The sequence below is a fragment of the Variovorax atrisoli 110B genome (assembly GCF_000382045.1).
Classification (GTDB): Bacteria; Pseudomonadota; Gammaproteobacteria; order Burkholderiales; family Burkholderiaceae_C; genus Variovorax; species Variovorax atrisoli.
Genome location: NZ_KB907478.1, coordinates 1 through 23974, shown reverse-complemented (window position 1 = coordinate 23974; position 23974 = coordinate 1). Strand labels below are relative to the sequence as shown.

The window sequence follows — 23974 nt, the reverse complement described above, 5'->3', positions numbered from 1 at the left end:
GCCGACGCGCGCAAGCAGAACCAGGCCTTCTATGAGTTCATGGTGCCGCTGGTGAAGGGCTACAGCACCGAGATGAGCCTCGAAGTGGCCTCGCTGGGCGTGCAGGTGCACGGCGGCATGGGCTTCATCGAGGAGACCGGCGCGGCGCAGTACTACCGCGACGCCAAGATCCTGACGATCTACGAAGGCACCACCGCCATCCAGGCCAACGACCTCGTGGGCCGCAAGACGGCGCGCGACGGCGGCCAGACGGCGAAGGCGATCGCCGCGCAGATCGAGAAGACCGAGGCCGAGCTGGCCAGGATCGACAACCCCGCTGCCGCGGCCGTGCTCAAGCGCCTGAAGGCTGCGCGCGAAGCCTTCGTCGAGGTGGTCGACTTCGTGGCGGGCCAGACCAAGGCGTCGCCCAACGCGGTCTTCGCGGGCAGCGTGCCCTACCTGATGCTCGCGGGCAACCTGGTGGCCGGCTGGCAGCTGGCGCGCTCGCTGATCATTGCGCAGGACCTCGCCTCGCGCAGCTTCGACACCGACTTCATGCTGGCGAAGATCGCCACCGCGCGCTTCTACGCCGAGCACATCCTCAACAAGGTGCCGGGCATCCGCGACAGCATCGTCGACGGTGCCGAGAGCGTGACGGCGCTGGCGCTCGAGGCTTTCTGAATACGGACGGCTGAACGCAGAAGTCGCAAAGGTTACGCAGAAGTCGCACAAGAAAAACCAGAATTTGTCTTCGGGTCCTTTCGCGACCTTTGCGTAGTTTTTGTCTTCCTTCTGCGTTCGGCTGCCCGATCCCGCGCAAACATCGAACCGGGCACCTATCCATCGGCAAGCCCCCGGCCCGAAGAACATCAAAGGCTGATCGCCGCGATTCCCGCCAGCACGATCACTCCCCCGGCAATGCGGCGCGCGAGATGGTCCTCGCGAAAGAGCCAGCACGCGAGGAAGGCGCCAATGACGATGGACGACTCGCGCAGCGGCGCGATCAGTGCCACCGGCGCGCTCAGCATGGCGGTGAGAACGAGGACGTAGGCCAGCGGGGACAACACGGCCACGATGAGGATCGGCACGGCGTCGACGCGGAGGACACCGGGGATCCGATGCCGCCGCAGCAGCGCGATGGGTGTCAGGATCAGGCCCTGCAGCAGCAGCGTGCCCGCGTAATAGCTCACGGGCGCCAGGTGCCACGAGGTGACCGAGTAGCTGTCCCAGAGGGTGTATGCGGCGATGGTGGCACCTGTCGCGGCCCCCCAGAGGATACCCGGCACCGGACGGCGGCGGCTGCCTCCGAACGGATTGCCCGCGACGACGAGGATGCCCCCGATGACGAGCAACGCGCCAAGCAGGGCCACCGTGGTGAGCCGTTCGCCCAACAGGACAACCGCGAACAGCATCGTCAGCATGGGCCCCGTGCCGCGGGCGACCGGATAGACCACGCCCAGTTCCGCGCGGTCGTAGCCGGCCTGCAGGATCAGCGAGTAGGCGATGTGCAATGCGGCCGAGACGGCGGAGCCCACCGCGAGCCGCCAATCGAGCACCTGCTGCCCCTTGGCCATGAGGACCATGGCGATCGGCACCCACAGCAGCGCCGAGGCGCAGGTATAGGCCCAGACAAACACAAAGGTGTCGCCGCGCTTGTATTTCGACGCGATGTTCCACAGCGCATGGGCTGCCGCCGCAGCGAGGACCAGCGCGACGGTGCCCGGCCGCATCAGATGATGTCGGGCAGGTCGATGCCTGCGCGCTCTGCCAGGCGGCTGCGCTGCGGATCGCGCAACGCGAGCATCGCGACCAGCGCGTCGATCACGACGAGCTGCGCCAGCCGGCTGCCTGCTGCGGCCATCTGCGCCGGCAGCGGCGCACCGCCGACGACCAGCGCGACATCCGCGAGGGTCGCCAGCGGGGTGCCGTACTGGTTGGTGATGGCGATGAGCGAAGCCCCGGCGGACGACGCTGCATCGGCGATGGCGAGCGTGGTCGAGGTGCGTCCGGTCGAACTGACGGCGATGACGACATCGCCGGGGCCGAGGAGGCGCGTCGCGATCATGGCCGACAGGTAGTCCTGGATGCCGATGGTCGTCACGCCGACCGCGCGCAGACGGAAGACTGCGTCGGCGGCGACCGTCGCCGACGGGCCTGCCCCGAAGGCGATGACCTGTCGCGCAGACTGGATCGTGCGGACCGCTTCATCGAACGCAGGCAGTTCGACGGCCCCGCCGAGCGCCATCAGTGCGTCTGTGCCTGCGCGGATGGATGTTTCGAGCACCGTGGCCGACGTCGCATCCGCAGCAAGCACTTCGGGCGGCGCGAAGAACCGGGTGGTGCCCCGGGCGCGAGCGATCTCGATCTTGAGCTCGGTGAACCCGGTGAACCCGATCGCACGCGCGGCGCGGACCACGCTCGGTGGCGAAACGCCCGCACGAGCGGCAACCTGCGCGGTGGTACTGGCACCGACGAACAAGGGATCGGCGAGCAGCAGAGCCACGACCTTCGCTTCGCTGGCAGCCAGATCGCCGCAGCGGGCCTGGATGCTCCCTAGCCACTGCCCAAGCCTCCCGTCACCCGAAGAAACTCCATTACCAACTTCATCGATCATCTGGAATATATTACATTGCTCTTACGAAGCAGACAACCGCCGCCCAGGCAGTTGCGCTGCAACCAAGCCGCAGGAGTCCCTTTGCATGAATCCAGATAGCAGTCCATCCGTCGCCGTCGTGGGTCCGGGTGCCATCGGCACCACGATCGCGGCGGTGCTGCACGAGCTCGGCCGCACGCCGTTGCTGTGCGGCCGCACCCCACGCGATCATCTGACGCTGCGCGATGGCGATCGCCTCATGACCATTCCAGGTCCGGTCCGGACGGATCCCACCCAGGTCGATCACCCGGTCAACCTCGTCTTCCTGGCCGTCAAGGCGACACAGACCGAGGCAGCCGCGGCCTGGCTGGGCGCACTGACCGGTCCGGAAACCGTGGTGTGCGTTCTGCAGAACGGCGTCGAGCAGTTGGAGCGGGTCGCTCCACATTGCCCACGTGGGCGCATCGTGCCCGCCGTCGTGTGGTTTCCTGCACAGGCGCAACCCGATGGTTCGGTGCACTTGCGCGGCGACGCTCGCCTCAGCCTGCCGGACACGCCGGCTTCCCGCCTGATCGCCGACGCAATGAAAGGCACCCGCTGTTTCGTCGAGCTGGCGGCGGATTTCAAAACCCTGGCCTGGCGCAAGCTGCTGCAGAACGCGGTGGCGGGGCTCATGGCGCTCACGCATCGCCGCTCGGGCATGTTCGGCCGGTCCGACATCTCCAGGCTCACCCTGGGCTATCTGCAGGAATGTCTGGCGGTGGCACGCGCCGAAGGCGCCGAGCTCGGCAACGAGGTCCCACAGGCGATCCTCGACAAGTTCCAGGCGTCTCCCGCCGACATGGGCACGTCCATCCTCACGGATCGCGAAGCCGGCCGGCCGCTCGAATGGGACATTCGCAACGGCGTCGTCTCACGCCGCGGCCGGGCGCACGGCATTCCGACGCCGATCAGCGATGTGCTGGTGCCGCTGCTCGCGGCTGCGAGCGACGGCCCCGGCTGATTGCCGGCCGACAGGCATCGCCATCGGTTCCGCAGCCGCACGGAAGCGCTCGGGGGGACCTCCGCGAGCGGGTATCCGAAAGTCCGCAAGGCCCCCTGCGCCGATCCCCAGGCGAGACATTGGCTGACAACACCGCACCGGGTGCCGACACGATGATCGAGCGATCACAACCCTGGAGGAAAGATATGAAGAAGGTTTGTTTCGCTCTCATCGCCTCGCTCACCGTGCTGACGGCCGGCGCGCAGGTCGGCAAGGCTGCTTCCGAAGCCACGGATGCGGTACAGCACAAGATCGATGAGAAACAGGCCGAAAGCAAGGCCAAGAAGAGCGGGCCGATCGGCAAGACAGTCAACAACGTCAAGTCCGGCTATCACAAGAACCGCGCGAAGAACTCGGCCAACAAGGCCAAGCAGTCGCTCAAGAACGCAGGCTGACCAAGCGCAGCGCCGGGGAGTCTCCGGCGTGGCGGATCGCCGGGGGGTCGATCGCCTAGTGTTGACGCAGGGCCTGCTCGAGCGTTGCAGCTCGCCGCTCAAGCTTCCAGGAACTCGAACCCCATCGTGCGCGCGTGGTAGTGCAGCCCGCCGTCCTGAACGATCAGGAAGCGGGCGCCCTGCGCGCCCTCGTTGTGATGCGAATGCGGTGCGCCCGGCGGCGTCACCAGCGTGGCCCAGGGAGCCCAGGGGCAGCGCTCGCCGCCGACCATCGAATGGCAGTTCTCGCCCTGCACCACCAGCGTGATGGCGGCCGAGTTGTGGCGATGCGTTCGCTGGTGGGTGTGCGGCTGCAGCGTGTTGAAGCTCAGCGTCAGCGTGGGGGTGAGGTTGCGCGCAGCGGCCTGCCGGTCGGAAGAGAAGATCAGCGCGCGGCCTGAGGTCTCCTCGCGCGTGCCGGAGGAGAAGATCAGCGCCAGCTGGCGCTCGATCTCCGCGGCCGGATAGTGCACTGCGTCGATGGTCGCATCGGTCACGGGCGCCGGTTGCGCACGCTCGAAAGCCAGTTGCGGCTCATTGCCGACGCTCCAGAGGAGCACACCCTCGGCACCGGCCTGCAGCCGATAGCCCGTTGCGCCCGGCAGCAGGAACACGTCGCCTGCGCCGAAGGCGAAACCCTCGACCGCGCCCGTCACACGCCCGCCCCCGGAAATCACGTACCAGACCGAGCCGGTGGCACACACATCCAGCGGCAGCAGCGTGTCGCGTGCCGCAATGCGCACGTAGCGTGCCAGCATCAGCGGCGTGGTGGCCGCAAAGCCGCAGCCGAGCGCTTGGGACTGGTCGCAGTCGAACACGCCGAAGCGCCCCTCCTGCGGCGGCGCGAACAGCCGCGCGGGCACCTCCGGCAGCTTCACGTTGAAGGCGTTGCCGGAGTTGAAGAAACGCGCCCTGGCCTGCGCCGCGCTGGCCGGGGCGTGCGGGTGCTGCATCGGCAGGTCGGCCATGTCGACCACGTCGGCGGCCACTGTGGCATTCATGGTGTCTCGCCCTCCCCGGCTGCCGCGTAGGGAAGCAGCACGTTCAGCAATACGTCGGCGCCGGCTGCAACGTGCGCCGGCTCGGCCCATTCGTGCTCCGCGTGGCTCACGCCGCCCCGGCACGGAATGAAGATCATCGCGCTGGGGCACAGCGGTGCCATGTGGCGCGCGTCGTGGCCCGCGGCCGAGAGGATCGGCATGTGCGGCACGCCGATGCGTCCTGCAGCCCGCGCGATCGACTGCTGCAGCGAAGCATCGAACCCGTTGGAAGGCGCGTCGACCAGCGCGGTCACCCGCACGCGGCACGGCGCAGCCAAGGCCTCGCACAGTTCGGCCAGCCGCTGCCCCAGGTGGCGAAGCACCGCGTTGTCGGGATGCCGCAGGTCGATGCGCATCGTCACGCGTTCCGGCACCACCGAGGGTGCATTCGGCTCGACCTGCAGGCGGCCGATGGTGAACTTCACGAGGTCGTCGTGGCCGCCGATCTCGGTGTAGAGCGCCGCAGCGATGCGCGTGAAGGCTTCCAGCGCGTCGCGCCGGTCGGCCATCGCAAGCGTGCCTGCATGGCCGCGCTCGCCTTCGATCACGATGTCGAAGGTCTTCTTGCCCTGGATGCCGGTGACCACGCCGATCGTGCATTGCTGGGCCTCCAGCACCGGTCCCTGCTCGATGTGCGCCTCCAGGTAGGCCGCGACCGGAAAGCCCAGCGGCCGCCGCTGCAGCGCAGGAAACGCCGCGTGCAGCGCGTCGAGCGCATCGCCGACCGCGACGCCGTCGGCATCGCGCACCTCGCGCACGGCCTCCAGGCTGCGCACGCCGGCGAAGGCTTCCGAACCCATCATGCCGGGCGCGAAGCGCGAGCCCTCCTCGTTCATCCACGCCACACAGACGATGTCCACCGGCGGCTGCACGCCGCGCTCGGCCAGCGTGGTCAGCACCTCGAGGGCCGCGACAACGCCATACACGCCGTCGAAGCGCCCGCCGCCGGGCTGGCTGTCCAGGTGGCTGCCCGCGAGCACGGGCGGCGCATCGCGTTCGGCGCCCGGCAGCGCGATGAAGAGGTTGCCCACCGCGTCGGTCGACGGCTCCAGCCCGGCCGACAGCGCCCAGTCGATCATCGCGTGCCATGACGCGATCTCCTCCACGCTCAGCGCCTGCCGGTCCACGCCGCCGCCCGGCGTGGCGCCGATGCGCGCGAGCGCCATGAGCCGGCTCCAGAGCCGCTCGGCGTCGATGCGCCAGGCGCCCTGCACCTGGGGGGCTGCGGCGGTGTCCATCAGTCGGTCTTCATGATCTGGCTGGGCAGCGCGCGCGGATCGCGCGGCTTCCACTGGCCGGCCTCGACCTGCGCGAAGAATTCCGCGAGCAAGGCGTTGAACGCGGCGGGCTCTTCCAGGTTGAGCGTGTGGCCGGTCTTGGGCATCACGGCCAGGCCGCAGGCCGGCAGCGTCTTCTTGAGGAAGATGCCGGGCTGCAGGCAGTGGTCGTCCTCGTCGCCCACGACCACGAGCGAGGGCACTGCCATCGCGCGCAGGTCGCCTTCCAGATCGTAGATCGAGGGCCGCCGCGCCTGCACGCCGCGCATGGTGTTGGCCGCGCCCACGGCGTCGTGCTGGCCGAGCCAGGTCGCGAATTCCTGCCAGCCGCGCGGGTCCTTGTTCTGGAACTGCACGCGGCTCGCGCCCAGCGAATAGGTACGGGCGAATTTCTCGGAGCCTTGCGCCTCGAATTGCCGCGCGACCTCGAGCGAGACGCCGCGGAAGTATTCCTCGTGCTCCTTCTCGGCGCCGTAACCCGCGCCGGCGATGACGAGCGAAGAGGCCCGCTTCGCATGCCGGAGGCCGAAATGCAGCGTGGCGAAGCCGCCCATCGACAGCCCCACGATGTGGGCGCGTGCGAGCCCCAGCGCGTCCATCACGGCCACGATGTCGTCGGCCGCGATGGCCTGCGAATAGCGCTCCACGTCGGCGGGCACGTCCGAGGGCGGATAGCCGCGCGCGCCGAAAGTCACGCACTGGTGGCGCCGCGCGAAGTAGCGCATCTGAGGTTCCCAGCTGCGGTGGTCGCCGCCGAACTCGTGCACGAACACGATCGGCGTGCCGCTGCCGGCGGTCTCGTAGTAGAGGCGGATGCCGTCGGGTGTGGTGGCGAATCCCATCGTCGACACCTCCTCAGAACAGCGCCGCCGTCGCCGGCAGCGTGCGTGCGCGCTCGACCGCCTGCGGCAACACGTCGCACAGCGCCTGCGCCCAGGCCCTGGGCACGGTGGTGGAGATCTTCACGAAGCGATGGCCGAAGCGCGGCGTGTGGTACGTGCCCTGCCGCACCATGATGTCGTGCTCGCCGAGCGCGGTGACCAGCGCCTCGGGCGTCACCCCCGCCTTGCTGCATTCGACGACGATGAAGTTGGCCTGCGACGGGAACACCGGCACCTCGAAGCCCGGCAGCTTCGCGAAGGCGTCGACGATCATGCGCTGGTTCTCGCGCTGCTGGGCGATCACCTCGGCCATCCATTCGGCCTTCACCGACAGGCCAGCGATGGCCGCGCGCTGCGCCAGCACGCTCGCGCCCAGCGGCGCCTGCGAGTGCGGCAGGATGCGCGCGAGCAGCTCCGGCGAGGCGACGAGCGCACCGAGGCGAAGCCCCGCGAGGCCCAGCCACTTGGAGAAGCTCACGATGGTGACCGTGCCTTCCGGATAGAAGCGCGAGGCCAGCGTGTGGCTGTCGGCGAAGTCGCGGTAGGTGCAGTCGTGGATGAGGATGGCACCGATCTCGCGGGCCCTTTCGGCGAAGGCGCGGATCTCGTCCTCGGTGTAGGTGGTGCCCAGCGGGTTGTTCGGGTCCACGAGGTAGATGACGGCCGTGTTCGCGTCGGTCGACGCGGCCAGCGCCTCGGCCGAGAGCTTGAAGCCGTGCTCGGGTCCGTAGATCGGAATCTCGGTGATCGCCGAGCCAGCCTTGGCCGCGAACTGCAGCGGCCACTTCCAGCCGGGGTCGGTGGTGACGAAGCCCTTGCCCGCCGCGCAGAAGGCACGGCAGGCCAGCGCGAGCGCCGACACCGCGCCGTCGGTCACCACGGCCGACTGGCCGGGCACGCCGAGATCGGCCACGATGGCCGAGCGCAGCGCCTCCATGCCCAGCGGCGGCGCGTAGGCGTGGAAGCTCTCGTCGTCGATGGCATCGTGCAGCGCCTTGCGCACGGCGGGGTGCAGCGGAAAGTGGTTGGTGTTCTGGCCCAGCCACATCAGATCGGGGTTGGAGAACAGGCGATCGAAGTAGCGGTTGCGGGTTTCCGCATCGCTGGTCACGGCCGGCACCGCGCTCGCGGGGTTCAGCGCCGCGTTCATGCCGCGAGCCTCTGCGCCTGCTCGGCCGCCATGGCCTTCTTGCTGGTCTTGATGATCGAGCCCCGCGCCGCGATGCCGCCGTCGATGGTCACCACCGTGCCGGTGATGTAGCTCGCGCGCGGCGAGGCCAGGAACACCATCAGCTCGGCCACTTCCACCGGGGTGGCGGGGCGCCCGCCGGGGTAGTTGTCGAACAGCTCTTCCCAGCGGCCCTCGTCGCCATGGGTGTCGAGCGCGCGGCGCTTCATGAGCTTGACCATGCGGTCGGTGGCCACCGGACCCGGGTTCACGCCCACCACGCGGATGCCGTCGTCCAGGCTCACGCCGCCGAGCGCGCGCGTGAAGGCCATCACGGCCGCGTTGCCGGTGGAGCCGGCGATGTAGTTGGCGTCCCAGTTCTCGCCGGAGTTGCCGATGTCGTTCACGATCACGCCGCCGCCCGCGGCCTTCATGCGCGCGTAGTAGATCTGGCTGAGCTCCATGTAGCCCAGCACCTTGAGCTGGAAGCCGCGGCGCACCACCGCGAAGTCGAGCGACTCGATGGGGCCGGAGGGGATGTCGCCCGCGTTGTTCACGAGGATGTCGACGTGGCCGGCCGCCTCGGCCAGCTGGACCATCGCGCCGGGTGCGGCCAGGTCCATCGGGTGGATGTTGACCTTGACCGGGTGGAGCTTCTCGATTTCCTCCTTGGCCGCGGCGAGTGCGACGCCGTCGCGCGCAGCGAGTTGCAGATGGCAGCCTTCGGCCGCGAACGAATGGGCGGCCGCAAGGCCGATGCCCTTGGAGGCACCGGTGATGAGTACGGTCTTGCCTTCGAGTTCGAGTTTCATGGGGTTGTCCTGGGATGCGGGAATGCGATCGGAAAGGGAATGGAAGAAGGAAGGCTCAGGCGACGCCCGCGTCCTGCTCGGACAGCGCGGCGATCAGGTCGACGATGTCGTCCTCCAGCAGGCTCACGTGGTCGATGGCGGCGTTGAACGCGGCGCCCGGGTCGTTGCGCCTGATGGCGTCGAGGATGGCGCCGTGCTCGCCGATGGTGGCGCTCATGCGCCCGGGCTGGAAGGTCACGTAGCGGCGGTACACGCGCACCCGCTTGCGCAGCGCACGGGTCTGCTCGGCCAGGTAGTGGGTGTTGGACGCCTCGTAGAGCGCGTCGTGGAAGTCCTGGTTCACGTCGTAGAAGCGCGAGTGGTCGCCCGAGGCGAGGATGCTGGTCAGCTCGTCGTGCAGCTGGCTCATGCGCTGCTTCTGCGCCTCGCTGGCACGCCGCGCGGCGAACTTGGCGCACAGGCCTTCCATCACGGCCATCATCTGGAACATCTCGATGAGCATCGGCAGCGAGATGCGCGCCACGCACACGCCGCCCTGGCGGCTGCGCAGGTCGACGAGCCCGGTGGCGGCCAGCGCCTTGAGCGCCTCGCGCACCGGCGTGCGCGAGACCTTGAAACGCTCGGCCAGCTCGGCCTCGTCGAGCCGCGCGCCGGGTTTCATGACGCCGCTGACGATCAGGTCCTCCAGCGTGTCCTTCAGCTCGTCTGACAGCGTGGCGCCCTTGCCGCGCTGGCGCTCGCGCGCACGCAGCGCCGATGGCTCCACCATCTCGGGGTCGTTCGGTTCCATGTTCTGCCTTCCTTGTTGTGGTTGTGTTCGTTTCTTGTCGGGCACAGGTCCTCGACGCGTCTCTGGTCTCTATCGTGGCGGGGTTGCGGCGATCCGGTCAGAACGGCCTGTCGCCCGCCACGGTGGTGCGGTGCATCACGCGGCGGTACGTGTTGTCGTCGTAGGGCGTGGCGCGGTGCATGGTGCAGCGGTTGTCCCACACCAGCAGGTCGCCGGCCAGCCACTTGTGGCGGTAGCTGAACTCCGGCGAGATGGCGTGCGCGTTCAGCTCGGCCAGCAGCGCCGCGCTCTCCTCGGCGGGCAGGCCGTCGATCTGCTTGACGACGTCCTCGCCCACGTAGAGCGAGAGGCGGCCGGTCTCGGGATGGGTGCGCACCAGCGGGTGCACCACGTCGGGCGTGGCGGCCAGCTGCTCGGGCGTGAGCGGGTTGCGATCGGCGAAGGCCTTGCCGTAGTAGTTGGCATAGCTGTGGGTGGCGGTGAGGTGGCGGATGCGCGCCTTCATGGCGTCATCGAGCGCGTCGTAGGCGGCGTGCATCGAGGCGAAGAAGGTGTCGCCCTCCACCGGGGGCACCTCGAGCGCATAGAGCAGCGCGCCCATGGAAGGCTCGGCCTTGTACGAGAGGTCGGAGTGCCAGTTCCAGCCTTCCTTGTGGTTGCCGATGGGCTTGCCGTTCTCCGACACGTTCGACAGCACGTAGACCTCGGGATGCTCCTTCTTCAGGAACTGCGTGAGCACGTGGCCCAGCAGCGGTCCGAAGCGCCGCGAGAAGGCCACGTGCTGCGATTCGTTGATGCGCTGGCCGCGAAACAGCAGCACCGAGCGCTGGTTGAGCGTCTCGCGCAGCACCGCGAAGTCGTCGTCGCTCACGGGCTCGCGCAGGTCCAGCCCTTTGACTTCGGTGCCGATGAAGGAGGTGAGGTTCTCGAGTTGCATGGTCGGAATGAGTCTCTGTGGATGAGGAGTAGGGAAGTTGCCGGCGCTCAGAGCCGGTAGTCGGGCTGGGTGCGCTCCAGCATGCGCAGGAACGCAGGCCATTCGCGCGTGCCGGGCGGCAGGATGTCGCCGGCGAATTCGGTGAACTGGCGCGCGGCGAGCGCGCTCACTTCGGGCTGCGGATACACCAGCGACTCCCCGGGGGCGAGCCCGCCCTGCGCGAGCAGCTGCACCTTGGCCGCCTTCTCGAAGTAGTACATGAGGATGAAGGCCTCGGGGATCGTGCGCCCCACGGTCAGGATGCCGTGGTTGCGCAGCACCAGGGTGTGGTGCGCGCCCAGGTCGCGCACCAGCCGCTCGCGCTCGCCGGTCTCCAGCGCCACGCCCTCGTAGTCATGGAAGGCGGTGTGGCCCTGGTAGCGCATCGCGAACTGGCTCAGCGGCGAAAGGCCGTTGGGCATGGCGGCGATCGCCGTGCCGGCCTCCGAATGCGTGTGCAGAACGCACAGCGCATCGGGACGTCCCGCATGGATTGCGCTGTGGATCACGAAGCCGGCGCGGTTGACCTCGGCGTCGGTCTCGTCGATCTTGTTGCCCTCCAGGTCGATCTTCACCAGCGAGGAAGCCGTCACTTCCGAGAACAGCAGCCCGTAGGGATTGATGAGGAAGTGGTGCTCCGGCCCTGGCACGCGCGCCGAGATGTGGTTGTAGATCAGGTCGTCCATGCCGAAGTGCGCCACCAGTCGGTAGCACGCGGCGAGCTGCACGCGCAGTTCGGCTTCGGTTTCAGGGTACACGCAAGGATGGGGTTTGGTCGCTGTCATATCGATTGCTTCGTCACGCGTCACGCCAGGTCCGATGTCTGTTCACGGAACACCGCGGAACCGGCTTCGCCGGCCCGCTGGTGCTGCCCCCTGCAAGCGGGAAGGCGTGCGCGACACGAAGTGCGCGAAGACCGGGGTGTTGTTCGTTCATCGCCACCACACCAGTTTCTGGTCGATCCACACCAGCAGGCCGTAGAAAACCATGCTCGCGATCGACGCCACCAGCACCGCCGCCCATACGCTCAGCAAGTCCACCTGCTGCGTCGATTCATAGATCATTCGCCCGAGCCCCGCGTAGGCGCCGAGCATCTCGCCGACGATCGCCACGATCATGCTGCGCGGCACCGAGACACGCAGCGCCGTGACCACCGACGGCATCGCCACCGGCAGGCGAAGGCGCCAGACGATCTTCAGCTGCCCTGCCCCGAAGCTGCGCATCAGGTTCACCGCCGCGGCATCGGCCTGCTTGAGTCCGTGCAGCGCATTCACCAGCATGGTGAAGCCCACGGCCAGCGCCACCAGGGCGATCTTCGATGCCGCGCCGAGGCCGAACCAGATCAGGAAGAGCGGCGCATAGGCCACCGTCGGCACCGCGTTCACCGCCACGGCCAGCGGCATCACGATGCGCTCCAGCGGCGGCGCGAGCAGAAGCACCACCGCCAGCAGCAGTCCGAGCAGGCTGCCCAGCGCATAGCCGCCGAGGGCCTCGCCCAGGGTGGACAGCAGCGCGGCCATGAGCCGGCCGGTATCGCTGAACGCATGCCGCACGATCGCGTCCAGGCTCGGCAGCACGAAGGGCGGAATGCCGAAGAGCAGGATCGCGCCCTCCCACACCACCAGCAGCACGACGATGCACAGCACCACCGGAACGACGGGCGATGCCATCAGCTTTCGCTGCGCCACCATACGAGCCTCCTTTCCACGAAGGTGAGCAGCCCGTAGAGCAGCGCACCCATCAGCCCGCAGGCGAACATCACGACCCACAGGCGCACCACGAGGTCGGCATTCATCGCTTCCATGAGCATCACGCCCAGGCCCACGGTCTCGCCGAACCACTCGCCCACCACCGAGCCGATCAGGCTCAGGCCGATGGCCACGCGAAGCCCGACCATCACCTGCGGCAGCGCCGAAGGCACGGCCAGCCTGAAGAACATGACGAAGCGGCCCGCGCCGAAGCTCTTCATCAGCGCGACGCGCTGCGGGTCGCAGGACTTGAGCCCGCGCAGCGTGTTCACCGTCACCGGGAAGAAGGTCAGGAAGAAGGCGGTCATCACCTTGGCCAGCAGCGAGTTGCCGAACCAGATGACGATGAGCGCGCCGAAGGCCACCACCGGCACCGTCTGCGACACCACGAAGAGCGGGAACACCGAGCGCACCATCCAGCGCGAGTAGGTGAATACCGTGCCGCAGAAGAAGCCGAAGAGCGCACCGGTCGCGAAGCCGAGCACGGTCTCCAGCAGCGTGCGGCCGAAGCCGCGCACCAGCTGGGGCCACACCGACCACGCGTCCTGCGCGATGGCGCTGAGCGCGGGCAGCAGCCTTGGCGATGGCGCGAAGGCGTGCACGCAGAGCTCCCACACCAGAGCCAGCCCCACGAAGGCCAGCGCGGGAGAGCGCAATGCACGCTGCAGGAAGGCGTTCACGAAGCAGTGCCCTCCTGCGCGAAGGTCTTGCGGCTTTCCTCCTCGATCTCGGCGAGCAGGCGCTGCTTGATGCGGATGAACTCCGGCGTCAGCACCACCGAGGGATCGCGCGGGCGAGGCAGGTCGATCGCGGTCCCGCTCTTGACGGTGCCCGGGCGGGCGCTCATCACCAGCACGCGGTCGCCCAGCACGATGGCCTCGTCGATGTCGTGCGTGATGAAGAGCACCGTGCGCCGATGGCGCGCCCAGATCTCGAGCAGCCAGTGCTGCATGCGGCTGCGCGTGAGTGCGTCGAGCGCACCGAAGGGCTCGTCGAGCAGCATCAGGTCGCGCTCGAACAGGAAGGTGCGCATCAGGGCCACGCGCTGGCGCATGCCGCCCGAGAGCTGGTGCGGATAGTGCCCCGCGAAACCTGCGAGACCGAACTCCGGCAGCATCGCACGGGCCCGCTCGCGCGCTTCCTTGCGCGGCACGCCCTCCACTTCAAGCGCGAGGATGGCGTTGTCGAGCACGGTGCGCCACGGAAACAGCAGGTCGCGCTGCGGCATGAACGACACCTTGCCCAGCAGCTGGCCGTCGCGCTGCGGCGCGCCGCCGAACAGCAGCGAGCCGTCGTCGTCGGGCGGCAGCAGCCCGGCGATCATGTTGAAGAGCGTCGACTTGCCGCAACCCGATGGGCCCACGAGCGTGACGAACTCGCCCTTGGCGATGCGCAGGTTGACGCTCGACACCGCAACGGTGCGCGCCTGCGCGTCACCGAAGCGCTTCCACACGTTGACCAGTTCGAGCATGGGCGGCGCCGTATCGCCCACGGCGGCGGGCGGCATCACTTCATGGGGCATGAATTTCATGGCTTCGGGTCGCGACGGCAAGGGGGCTCAGAACTTCTTGTCGGCCACGGGCACCTGCGTCCAGAAGCTGGGGTCGTAGGCCTTCGAGAGATCCGCCGGAGCCTTCAGCGCCTTGTAGCCCACGAGCTGGGTCTGCATCTTCTCGACGGTGGGCAGGTCGATGGCGAGGATGCCGTCGGTGGTGCCCTTGCCGGCCTTCACCAGCTTCTCGAATTCGTCGAGCATGGCTTCCTGGTGCGCACGGTTGAGGCTGGGGGCCGCGGCCATGACGATGTCGATGGCCTCCTTCTTGTTCTGCAGCGCGTACTTCCAGCCCTTGATGGTGGCCGTGAGGAAGGCCTGCACCTGCTGCGGCTTCTCGTTGCGGTACTTCTCGGAAACCAGCACCGTGTCCTGCTGCACCACCACGCCGTAGTCGTCGGGCTTGATGAGCGTGAGCTTGTCGCCCAGGCCCTGCTCCTTGAGCGTGTTGAGCTCGTTGTAGTAGGTGGCCGCGGCCACGTCGAACTGCTTCTCGACGAACGGCGCCATGGAGCCCGACTGGGGAACGATGGTCAGGTCGCTCTGCTTCACGCCGGCCGAAGCGAGCATCGAGTACAGCGTGTACTGCGTGCCGGTGAACCAGGTGGCGACCTTCTTGCCCGCGAAGTCCTTCACCTTGGTGATCCCGGAATCCTTGTAGGTCACATAGGTGAAGGGCGTGTTCTGCACGGTCACGCCGATGCATACGAGCGGCAGGCCCTTCTCGCGGGCGAGAAGCACGGTCTCGGTGCCGCCGGCGAGGCCAAAGGTGTCGTTGCCCGAGGCCACCAGCGTCTCGACGTTGAGATTGGGGCCGCCGGGGTTGATAGTGAGGTCGAGGCCTGCCTGGTCATAGAACCCCTTGGCCTTGGCCACGTAGAAGCCGGCGAACTGCGCCTGCGCCAGCCATTTGAGGCGCAGCGAAACCTTCTCGGCGGCGGACGCGGGCATGCCCGCCAGAAGAGCCATCGACGTCGCGACGGCGGCCAGGATACGCAAGGACTTGAAAGACATTGGATGGCCTCGTGAATACAAAAACTTCTTTAAGCAGTATTCATGCCATGCAATTTCAGGCTGTTTTCGGCGCACGGAAGTGGAAATTGGCCCGAAACATGCACCGGAGTGCAGCTTCCGCCCCACTTCGAACTTCCCATGAACCGAATGCATGCGCTGACCGACCTGTCCGCCCGCGAGGCTGCCGCCCTGATGAGGTCCGGCGAACTGCGCGTCACCGATTACGCGCAGGCCCTGCTGGACAGGGCCGGCGCGACCGCGTCCTACGGCGCCTTCCTGCACCTGGACCCGCCCGCGCTTCTTTCCGCCGCCGCGGCGCTCGACGCCGCGCCGCGCCCGGCGCCGGGGACACGTCCGCTGCACGGCGTGCCGCTGGCCTTCAAGGACAACATCGACGTCGCCGGCATGCCGACCACAGCCGGCAGCCCGTGGATGGCCGATCACCGCCCGCGCCTCCACGCGGGCGTGACGCAGCGGCTGCTCGATGCGGGCGCGCTGGTGCTCGGCAAGTCGAACCTGCACGAGTGGTCGCAGGGCGTCACGGGCCACAACCACGGCTTCGGCCCCTCGCGCAATCCCTTCGACCCCGCCCGCGTGACCGGGGGCTCCAGCGGCGGCAACGCAGCACTCTTGGGCCTGCGCGCCGCGCCGGCCGCCATCGGCACCGACACCGGCGGCTCGGTGCGCGTCCCGGCCGCGCTGTGCGGACTGACGGGCTTCCGCCCGACCGTGCGCCGCTGGCCCGACGAAGGCCTCGTGCCGATCTCGCCGACCTTCGACACTGCCGGCGTCATGGCGCGGTGCGTGGATGACTGCGTCCTGATCGACCACGCGGTGGCGGGAGGCCCGGCTCAGCTCGGCGCCACGCCGCTCGCGGGCGTGCGGCTGGGCGTGCCGCAAGCCTGCTTCTGGGAGGAGCTCGATCCGCCCGTGGAGCGGCTGGCGCGCGAGAGCCTCGAACGGCTCGCGGAGGCCGGCGCCGTGCTGGTGCCCTGCGACCTGTCCGAGGCCGATGCGCTGTTTCGCGAAGGATCGATGACGATCTCGCTGTTCGAGATCCTGCCCGCGCTGGCGGCCTACTTCGCGCGGCATGACCGCCCCTTCGATGCGCGCGCGCTCGCCGATGCCGTGGTCAGCCCCGACGTGCGGCCGCTCTTCGAGCGCCTCTTCGGCGCGACCGCGATCACCCCCGAGGCCTACGCGCGCGCACTGCACACGCTGCGCCCACGCATGCAGGCGGCCTACCGGGAATGCTTCGCACGGCACGCGCTCGCCGCGCTCGTCTTTCCGACGAGCCCGCTGACCGCCGCGCGCATCGGCGAAGACGTGGAAGTCATGCTCTGCGGCCGCGCCACCACCGCTTTCTCGGCCTACATCCGCAACACCGGCCCCGCCGGCATGGCCGGCCTGCCGGCGTTGAGCCTGCCGATGGGACTGACCCTGGAGGGCCTGCCTGCCGGACTGGAACTGACCGGCGCCGAGGGCACCGACTCGGCACTGCTGGCGCTGGCCCTCGGCGTGGAAGCGGTGCTGCCCCCGGCGCCCGTTGCGGACGCGGTGCAGCTGCGGCTCGAAGAGCGGTCGCTCGCTGCAGGCATCCACCGATGAGAGCCGCCGCAAGCTAAGGCAACGCAGTTCCCGCGGGAGAAGTCAGAATGCCCGCCTTCAAAGAAGACTCGCTGGTCGGAATCCCCGCCGGCCTTCGTCAGAAGGCACTCTTGACGACACCGCCGTCGACGCGCAGCGCGGCCCCGGTGGTTGCCGACGCGAGCGGACTTGCCACGAAGGCCACGAGCGAGGCCACCTCCTGCGGCGAAGCGAAGCGCTTGATCAGCGACGTGGGGCGGACGTGGTCGAAGAACTCGGCCTCGACCTGTTCGAAGCTCTTGTCGCTCGATCGCGCCATGCCCTCCACGAAGTCGCCGACGCCGCGCGATTTCGTCGGGCCCGGCAGCACGCTGTTCACCGTGATGTTCGTACCGGCGACCGATTCCGCAAGGCCGCGCGAAACCGCGAGCTGCGCGGTCTTCGTCATGCCGTAGTGGATCATCTCGGTCGGAATCTGCACCGCGCTCTCGCTCGAGATGAAGATGATCCGTCCCCAGTTCGTGCGCTTCATTTCCGGCAACACCAGGCGCGCAAGGCGCACGCCGCTGAGGACATTGACGTCGAAGAAGCGCTGCCAGTCTTCATCGGGGATGTCTTCGAAAGCCTTGGCTTCGAAGATGCCGAGGTTGTTGACGAGGATACCGATGCCTGGATGACGGCGCACGACCTCTTCGGCGGCGTCGGCCCGGCTGAGGTCCGCGGCATAGCCCGTCACCGTGCCATGCGTCTCCAGGCGGATGCGATCCACCGCCTCGTCGACCGCCGGCTGTGACCTGCCGTTGACGATGACGCTCGCGCCCTCCTGGGCCAGGGTGCGCGCGATGGCGTAGCCGATCCCGGCCGTGCTGCCGCTGACCAGCGCCAGCTTGCCACTGAGTTGAAGGTCCATGTCCGTTCTCCTTAGGTTCGAAGTTTGTGTCCGTGAAGGCCTGCACCCGTGCCGTCGGCACGACGGCGCGCGGCAGGCACTCGCTGTCGGTGAGGAGGCAGCCCCATCAGCCCTGGCCCAGGAAAGCGATCAGCGCGGGGATGACCTGGTCTGGCGCCTCTTCCATCAGCCAGTGCCCGGACCCCTTCACGATCACGCCCTGCACGTTGGTCGCCACCATCCTGCCCTGTTCGATCAGGAACGTGCCGCCCGCCTTTTCGCCGGAGAGAACCAGCATCGGCATGGGCAGCGGCGTCTTGCCCAGTTCCGCGAACTCTGCCGCATCCTGCTCGAAGGCCTTGAAATACTCAAATCCCGCGCGCATGCCGCCAGGTTGTGCGTAGGCCTTTGCATAGAACCGGCGATCGGCCTCGGGCACCGAATGTTTGGGATCGGCCGCGAAGTCGTTCCAGAAATGCTCGAAATAGATGCGCTCGCGCCCACTCACGAGCGCCAGCGGCGTCGGGCCGTGGAAGTGGAAATGCCAGAGGTCTCGAAGAAGCCAGACGTTCTGCCATGTGCCGATACCGGGCAGGAAGGCATCCATGAGCACCACCCTGTCCGTCTCCGAAGGAAACTGGGCAGCGTACGCGTAGGCCACCATCAGCCCGATGTCATGACCCACGATGCTGGCACTGCGGATGCCCAGCGAGCGGACGAGTTCATGGATGTCGACGGCCATGTTCTTCTTTCCGTAGCCCGTCTCGGGTTTCGACGAATTGCCGGCTCCGCGAAGGTCGGGCACGACCACCGTGTGCGTCTTCGCGAGCAGCGGCATCAGCGGATTCCACATGTGTCCGGTCTCGGCGTAGCCATGCAGCAGCACGACGGCCGGGCCGGTGCCGCCAATGCGGTAGTCGATGCGGGTGCCATTCACCTGCGCGCTGCCTGCGCGGAAGCCAGGGACGGCGTCGACGACCGGTGCGGCATGCGCCGGGGCACCCATGGCAAGTGCGGCGCCAACCGCGGCTGCGCCAGCGATCAGCGTGCGCCGGACAGGGCTGGAAAGGGAGGTGGGCTGGGTCGATGTCATGCTGAATTTCCTTTGTGTGTTTCGAGGTGAGCGAAATTTATGATTCAGCTTCACTTCCAGAAAGTGCCCAAAGATGGTTTACTCATTCAGCTTTCCTGAATGATTGGAACCAACCGCCATGGACCGTCTGCGCGCTTACGAGGTGTTCGTCACGGTGGTGGCGCGGGGCAGCTTCACCAAGGCGGCCGACGCGTTGGACACCTCCCCAGCCAACGTGACGCGCTATGTCAACGAGCTGGAGGCCCACTTGCGCACGCGGCTGATCAACCGCACGTCGCGGCGCCTGTCGCTCACCGAGGGCGGCGAAGCGCTGTTCGATCGGGCGAAGTCGATCCTCGAGGAAGTTGCGGAGACCGAGGCGCTGGCCACCACCGCCTCGCTCCAGCCGCGCGGGCGCCTGCGCATCAACGCACCACTGAGTTTCGGCAGCATCGTGCTGGCGCCCGTGTGGCCCAGGTTCATGGCGAAGTACCCCGACGTGGAACTGGACGTCGCGCTCATCGACCGCGTCGTCGACATCGTCGAAGAGGGCTATGACCTCGCCATCCGCATCTCGCGGACCATGTCGGGCACCCATATCGCGCGCCGCCTGGGCCGCTCGCAGAACCTGGTGTGTGCCTCACCCGAATACTTGGCGACTCATGGCATGCCCGAGGTCCCGGCGGACCTTTCCCGGCACCAGTGCCTCGGCTACACGTACGGCGCGACATCGGATGAGTGGCAGTTCGCAGGCCCCGACGGCACGATGGAGTCCGTGCGGGTGCGCTGGGCCCTGAGGGCCAACAATGGCGAAACCGCCCGCGCAGCGGCGATCGCCGGCGTCGGCGTGATCTGGCAGCCGAGCTTCGTGGTCGGAGAGGACGTGCGGGCTGGTCGATTGGTCGAGGTCATGCCTGGCTACCGCATGCCTGCCATCGACATCCTGGCGATCTACGCAAGCCGCCGCCACCTCAGCGCCAAGGTCCGGGTGATGGTCGACTTCCTGGTGGAGGCCTTGCAGTGTTCGCCATGGGTGAAGGACGAACGAGCGGGTGTCGACGGTTGACCACGGACTGCCGACCCGAGGCATAACAAGCCGATTTCCGCGGCGCCGGACTCGGCACCGCGAAATTGAATGGCACTCGCTCCGGCCAAGAGAGAGGAGGCCTTTGACCACGCGAATGCCGCGAGGGAGATCTAGCGGAAGAAGCAACAGTCTGGCGACAAGCATCTCATCGAGACAGCGATGCCTCATTCCGCCGAACCAGCCGTATCAATCCGGCTCCTTGATAAACGGTAATTTCCGTCGCTGCTTTGATGCCACCGAGGTAGTCGGCGATGGACTCAGAGCCAGCGCAAGGCTTCAGGGCGCCAGGTGGCAGTGGCTCCATTGTTGGAGGCTGCCGCTACCGTCGGTGGCCACAGCAGGTCATCTAACAGTGCTACGGTATCCCCCAGGGGGATCGCGGCGATGCCGTTCCTGTTCAGGAAAGCCTGCCACTGGTGCAGCTTGCCAGCTTCTTCGCTGAACTGTTTGGTCAAGGCCAATGGGCGCTCGGTAGGCAATGCGGTCTGGCGCCGGACGAAGGTGGCCGCGATTGCCGCAGCCAGCGTGGCGCCATCCAACTCCGTGCGCCGGGCAATCACCGCGAGGTCGAAGAAGTCCTTCATGCGGCTGTTCGCCTGCCCCAGCACCACCATGGCTTGGTACTTTTCGGCGATCACGGTATACACCGGGTAGACCCGCAGCGTCGGCGCCGAAAATTCATGCAGCAAGGTCGGGTACGTCACAGTCTGCGGCCCAGGAGTTACCGCGTCACCGAAGCCCACATCGATCTGTAACGCGCAACGTGCGGACCCGATGCGGGCCGACAGCTTGATACGGGTGCCCCCGTAGATGTTGTCCTCGCGAATGGCGCCCGCCTTCACCGAGTCGGCGTCGAACACGATGCCATCGCCCAAGTCAACAGTAGCGAGTTCTCGAAAGGTGGCGATCAGGTCAGCCTCATCATCCGGACCGAAGCCCAGCAGGTCGGCATCCCGTGTTGGACGGTGGGGTGTGTCGTACCACAGCGCAAAAAGCAGGGCGCCTTTCAGCACGAAGCGATCAGCGTGCGGGGACACACTGACGCGGGCCAGCAAGCGCTCGATGCCGAAGCGGTTGAGCAGCAGGCTGTAGTCCTCACCCTGCTGCTTTGCGAGCTTCAGCAGCCGGGCCAGTATGGATGCAGAGAGATTCCCAGTCATTGCGTCACGGCCTCAAGGTAGGGCTGCATGACACGCTCCACCCGGTTGATCTTGGCAAAGTGTCTCAGCTCAGCCATCGTGACCTTACGGCTACGCCAGGCATCCTTTAGCGCCTCCAGCGCCACATCCAATCCGATCTTGTTGCGAAACTTGAAGCAATCGGTCACCGTCTTGGCGATGCTGTACACGCGAATGGGTGCGCCATGATCGGTCACGGTCTGGATGCCCTCGCTGTACGCAGAGCCGCGCAGGCGCGTGATGCGCAGCGTCGGGTAGCCCATTGTTGGCGTATGCGTCGCCTCGGGCAGCGCGATCCACACATCATGTGGCAGTTGCGTACCGACCTCATGGAATTGGAGCGCACTCAGCAGGCACACCACGGCCTTTGGCACGCGCTGGCAGACCTCCATCAGCGTCTGATGCTCGGTGATCTCCGTTTCGGGCAGCCCGTAGAGGCCACGGGCGAACCTTTGAAGCTTGCCAGCCTGGTGCAGCCTGCTGAGAAGCTGTGATGACCAGCCATGCTGTCGTACATCAGCAGCCCGAAGCAGCCGCTGTTGTCGGGCCAGTTCGAGGATATGGTCAGACTGCTTCATGGAGTTCTAGTTTAATTTATGCATTACTTATATTCAAGTAATGCGTAATTCAATCAGGAGACTCCGGCAGGGTCGGAGGAAGTTGCCGTTATCGCTGCCCTTCCAGCTGGTCCTGCCAGAGGCGCAATCCGAATTCCGTGTTCGCACCAACACGTGAGCTGTTTCCCGGTGGTTCGGTTTTCTCCGCATCCCTGCAGATTCACTTCCACGTCGGCTCGGCCACCCCATCGGGCATCGAAGATTCATCCCTTCAGCAGCGGCAGTCGCAACGTGAGCCCCAGCACTCCGCCGCCAAGCGGGGCCGAATAGATGCGTCCGCCATGGTGACCGGCAATGCGCTCGCAGGCCCTCGCGCTGGCCACCACTGCGGCCGAATGCCTGCTGTCGAAGAACTTCGCGAGTGGAGGATGCATGTCGACGGCATCGAGGTCGCGCCAGTGGATCACGGCCTGCTCGCGATCGGCATGCGCCGACAGCTGGAGCGTGGCGCCCGCGCGCATCACGCCGGCGGCATAGGCCATGACCTTTGCCAGCAGCTCATGCAACTCCGACTCGATCGCGAACACGCGCATTGCTTCCGGCGGCAGCCTGACGTCGAGGCGGATGGCTCCTGAATCGGGCCGGATCGAGGCAGCGCCAAGCAGTGCACGGATGTCCTGCGGTCGGCTGGCGCTCAGGCGCTGCAGCGTCTCCTCGCGGGCCTGCGCGGCGAGCTCTCGCGCCCTGGCGCCCTGCCGCAGGTTGGCGACGAACAGCGAGCACATCGTGCCAACCACGCCGCCAAGGCCCACCACGATCACGGCAGCGATGATGAAACCAAGGCTCCCCGTTTGCAGCTGCCCCGCGCCGGTCATCAGCGCACTCCCGCAGGCCGAGGCGTGTATTCGCCAGAGGGGTCGCGTGTGCAGCGTTCCTGAGCTGGCGCCCGGTCGACCTCGCAAGCACTCCTTTCCGGAGGCGGCAGGCGTTGCGCATTGTCGAAGCGCATCGGCCACGGGCCTTCGCCGCGGAAACCCGGCGGCGGTGGACTATAGGGCACGGGCGGCGGGGGCAGCATGATGCAGCCGGTCAGTCCGGATGCCGCCAGCACGCTCGCGAGAAGTCGGAATCGGTTCATGATTGGAAGCTCACTGCCGGTTGGCAGAAGCGAAGAAGGAAGCGGAAAAAGAAAGAGCCGCGCGAAGGAAAAGAGGCGGCGGGTGCACGCCCGTTCCTTCGCACGGCGAGGTCGCACGCTCAGAACGCGTGTCGGATGCCGAAGTCGTAGCCTGTGGACGAGCGCGGCAGGCCGCTGTAGCCCGTGCCCGTGCTGCCGTAGCCGGTCGTGCTCGCCGATATCAGGCCGCCCGTGTAGTTCACGTCATTGCGGTTGTTCACCCGCGCCACCGTCGCATACAGCGCCGTGCGCTTGGACAGGTTGTGCACGTAGCCGATCGCGAACTTGCGCGACAGCGGGTCCTCGCCCGTGATGCCGACACCGCCCTCGTTGTAGCGAACCTGCGAGTACGACGCGCGGATCAGCCCCGCGCCCACCGGCACGGTCGCGCCGATCAGGTAGCCGTTGTAGCTGTCGTGCGTGTTGCCCAGCGCCGCGTAGTCGAACTTGTTCTTCACGTTCGACAGCTCCCCGAACAGCTTCACCGGACCGAAGTCGTACGACGCGCCCAGGTTGATCGTCTGCACCTTGCGCTCCAGCGTGGTGGTGTCCACCGCGATGCTCTGGCCCACGCCCAGCGCGATGTCCAGCGGCCCGTTGGCGTAGCCGAAGCGCCCGCCGACGTAGCGGCCTGCGCTGCTGCTGGTGGCTGCCGTCGTGCTGGTGGCGCTGGTGCTGGCGTTCTCGTGCAGGCTGTACTGGAACTGGCCGTAGAAGCCGCCCAGGTTCGGCGGCAGGAAGTAGCCGATCGAGTTGCTCGCGCGCACGTAGTTGGCGTTGTTGATGGTGGTGTTGCCGCTGACGGTGTTGATCACGCTGCTGCCCGAGCCGTTGGTGCCGAACGGGTCGAAGACGGTGTCGTTCCAGAAGGTGGGCGTGTAGTCGCGGCCCAGGCGCAGCTCGCCGAAGCCGCCCGACAGGCTCACGGTGGAGCGGCGGCTGAAGGTGGAGATGCCGGTGGCGCCGTCGTCGTTGCTGATGGGCGCCTCGAGCCAGAAGCTGGCGGCCAGGCCGCCGCCGAGGTCTTCGGTGCCGCGAAAGCCGATGCGGCTGGAGTTGTAGGCGGAGTTGCCCAGGCTGGTCTTGCTTTGCTTGACGGACGCGCCGGTGATGGGGTCGCG

At 67.3% G+C, this 23974-nt stretch carries 25 protein-coding genes; 5 read left to right on the top strand and 20 right to left on the bottom strand.

From position 1 onward, the window contains the following. Window positions 1–660 (top strand): acyl-CoA dehydrogenase C-terminal domain-containing protein (locus G369_RS0134750; protein ID WP_019658661.1); only part of this gene is annotated, 660 nt, incomplete at its 5' end. A gap of 188 nt (window positions 661–848) precedes the next feature. Here the strand turns inward: G369_RS0134750 and G369_RS0134745 are convergent. Further along, window positions 849–1709: an EamA family transporter gene (locus G369_RS0134745; protein WP_019658685.1), complete on the bottom strand. Its 861-nt coding sequence runs from the start codon at window positions 1707–1709 to the stop codon at window positions 849–851. After that, window positions 1709–2593, bottom strand: coding sequence for a MurR/RpiR family transcriptional regulator (locus G369_RS0134740; protein WP_026346876.1), 885 nt, complete (start codon window positions 2591–2593; stop codon window positions 1709–1711). Before G369_RS0134740 ends, G369_RS0134745 begins: the two co-directional genes overlap by 1 nt. 85 nt (window positions 2594–2678) lie before the next feature. Here G369_RS0134740 and G369_RS0134735 point away from each other — a divergent pair, with 85 nt between their 5' ends. Both G369_RS0134735 and G369_RS0134730 read left to right on the top strand, forming a co-directional pair. After that, window positions 2679–3575, top strand: a complete 897-nt coding sequence (locus tag G369_RS0134735; protein WP_019658683.1) for an oxidoreductase — start codon at window positions 2679–2681, stop codon at window positions 3573–3575. Between the two features lie 185 nt (window positions 3576–3760). Continuing rightward, window positions 3761–4009, top strand: coding sequence for a hypothetical protein (locus tag G369_RS0134730; protein ID WP_019658682.1), 249 nt, complete (start codon window positions 3761–3763; stop codon window positions 4007–4009). Window positions 4010–4107: 98 nt separating this feature from the next. Here the strand turns inward: G369_RS0134730 and G369_RS0134725 are convergent, their stop codons facing one another. From G369_RS0134725 to G369_RS0134670, 12 genes are all read right to left on the bottom strand, one after another. Beyond that, window positions 4108–5049 (bottom strand): cupin domain-containing protein, encoded by a 942-nt coding sequence (locus G369_RS0134725; protein WP_019658681.1) that lies wholly within the window; start codon window positions 5047–5049, stop codon window positions 4108–4110. Continuing rightward, window positions 5046–6326, bottom strand: coding sequence for a Zn-dependent hydrolase (locus tag G369_RS0134720; RefSeq protein WP_019658680.1), 1281 nt, complete (start codon window positions 6324–6326; stop codon window positions 5046–5048). The genes G369_RS0134725 and G369_RS0134720 overlap by 4 nt, the downstream gene beginning before the upstream one ends. Further along, window positions 6326–7207, bottom strand: coding sequence for an alpha/beta fold hydrolase (locus G369_RS0134715; protein WP_019658679.1), 882 nt, complete (start codon window positions 7205–7207; stop codon window positions 6326–6328). Before G369_RS0134715 ends, G369_RS0134720 begins: the two co-directional genes overlap by 1 nt. A 13-nt stretch (window positions 7208–7220) precedes the next feature. Further along, entirely contained in the window at window positions 7221–8396 is a 1176-nt protein-coding gene (locus tag G369_RS0134710; RefSeq protein ID WP_019658678.1) for a pyridoxal phosphate-dependent aminotransferase, read from the bottom strand. Then, window positions 8393–9226, bottom strand: a complete 834-nt coding sequence (locus G369_RS0134705; protein WP_019658677.1) for an SDR family oxidoreductase — start codon at window positions 9224–9226, stop codon at window positions 8393–8395. Before G369_RS0134705 ends, G369_RS0134710 begins: the two co-directional genes overlap by 4 nt. Window positions 9227–9281: 55 nt before the next feature. Further along, window positions 9282–10016, bottom strand: coding sequence for a GntR family transcriptional regulator (locus tag G369_RS0134700; protein ID WP_019658676.1), 735 nt, complete (start codon window positions 10014–10016; stop codon window positions 9282–9284). Window positions 10017–10113: 97 nt separating this feature from the next. Beyond that, window positions 10114–10953, bottom strand: a complete 840-nt coding sequence (locus G369_RS0134695) for a TauD/TfdA dioxygenase family protein (RefSeq protein ID WP_019658675.1) — start codon at window positions 10951–10953, stop codon at window positions 10114–10116. A 47-nt stretch (window positions 10954–11000) separates the two neighbouring features. After that, a complete protein-coding gene (locus G369_RS0134690) occupies window positions 11001–11777 on the bottom strand; it encodes a class II aldolase/adducin family protein (RefSeq protein ID WP_051127697.1) in 777 nt (258 codons plus the stop codon). A gap of 147 nt (window positions 11778–11924) precedes the next feature. Beyond that, on the bottom strand, window positions 11925–12683 hold the full coding sequence (locus tag G369_RS0134685; RefSeq protein ID WP_019658673.1) for an ABC transporter permease: 759 nt from the start codon (window positions 12681–12683) through the stop codon (window positions 11925–11927). Continuing rightward, window positions 12662–13420 (bottom strand): ABC transporter permease, encoded by a 759-nt coding sequence (locus tag G369_RS0134680; RefSeq protein ID WP_019658672.1) that lies wholly within the window; start codon window positions 13418–13420, stop codon window positions 12662–12664. Before G369_RS0134680 ends, G369_RS0134685 begins: the two co-directional genes overlap by 22 nt. Further along, a complete protein-coding gene (locus tag G369_RS0134675) occupies window positions 13417–14271 on the bottom strand; it encodes an ABC transporter ATP-binding protein (RefSeq protein ID WP_019658671.1) in 855 nt (284 codons plus the stop codon). Before G369_RS0134675 ends, G369_RS0134680 begins: the two co-directional genes overlap by 4 nt. Window positions 14272–14298: 27 nt before the next feature. After that, on the bottom strand, window positions 14299–15306 hold the full coding sequence (locus G369_RS0134670) for an ABC transporter substrate-binding protein (protein ID WP_019658670.1): 1008 nt from the start codon (window positions 15304–15306) through the stop codon (window positions 14299–14301). Between the two features lie 138 nt (window positions 15307–15444). Here G369_RS0134670 and iaaH point away from each other — a divergent pair, with 138 nt between their 5' ends. Continuing rightward, window positions 15445–16914: an indoleacetamide hydrolase gene (gene iaaH, locus G369_RS36870; RefSeq protein WP_063827444.1), complete on the top strand. Its 1470-nt coding sequence runs from the start codon at window positions 15445–15447 to the stop codon at window positions 16912–16914. A 97-nt stretch (window positions 16915–17011) separates the two neighbouring features. Here iaaH and G369_RS0134660 read toward each other — a convergent pair whose 3' ends face one another. Further along, window positions 17012–17803 (bottom strand): SDR family NAD(P)-dependent oxidoreductase, encoded by a 792-nt coding sequence (locus G369_RS0134660; protein WP_019658668.1) that lies wholly within the window; start codon window positions 17801–17803, stop codon window positions 17012–17014. A gap of 106 nt (window positions 17804–17909) precedes the next feature. Continuing rightward, window positions 17910–18875, bottom strand: coding sequence for an alpha/beta fold hydrolase (locus tag G369_RS0134655; RefSeq protein WP_019658667.1), 966 nt, complete (start codon window positions 18873–18875; stop codon window positions 17910–17912). Between the two features lie 118 nt (window positions 18876–18993). Between G369_RS0134655 and G369_RS0134650 the strand changes: the two genes are divergently transcribed. Beyond that, window positions 18994–19920 (top strand): LysR family transcriptional regulator, encoded by a 927-nt coding sequence (locus G369_RS0134650; protein WP_019658666.1) that lies wholly within the window; start codon window positions 18994–18996, stop codon window positions 19918–19920. Window positions 19921–20198: 278 nt separating this feature from the next. Here G369_RS0134650 and G369_RS0134645 read toward each other — a convergent pair whose 3' ends face one another. From G369_RS0134645 to G369_RS0134630, 4 genes are all read right to left on the bottom strand, one after another. After that, complete coding sequence (locus G369_RS0134645) at window positions 20199–21101, bottom strand: nucleotidyl transferase AbiEii/AbiGii toxin family protein (protein WP_019658665.1); 903 nt, start codon at window positions 21099–21101, stop codon at window positions 20199–20201. After that, entirely contained in the window at window positions 21098–21697 is a 600-nt protein-coding gene (locus tag G369_RS0134640) for a type IV toxin-antitoxin system AbiEi family antitoxin domain-containing protein (RefSeq protein ID WP_019658664.1), read from the bottom strand. The genes G369_RS0134645 and G369_RS0134640 overlap by 4 nt, the downstream gene beginning before the upstream one ends. Window positions 21698–21939: 242 nt before the next feature. Then, window positions 21940–22551 carry a hypothetical protein gene (locus G369_RS0134635; protein ID WP_019658663.1) on the bottom strand — a complete coding sequence of 204 codons (612 nt, stop codon included), beginning with the start codon at window positions 22549–22551 and terminating at the stop codon, window positions 21940–21942. Between the two features lie 382 nt (window positions 22552–22933). Next, the coding region (locus G369_RS0134630) for a porin (RefSeq protein WP_019658662.1) at window positions 22934–23974 on the bottom strand (1041 nt) is incomplete at its 5' end.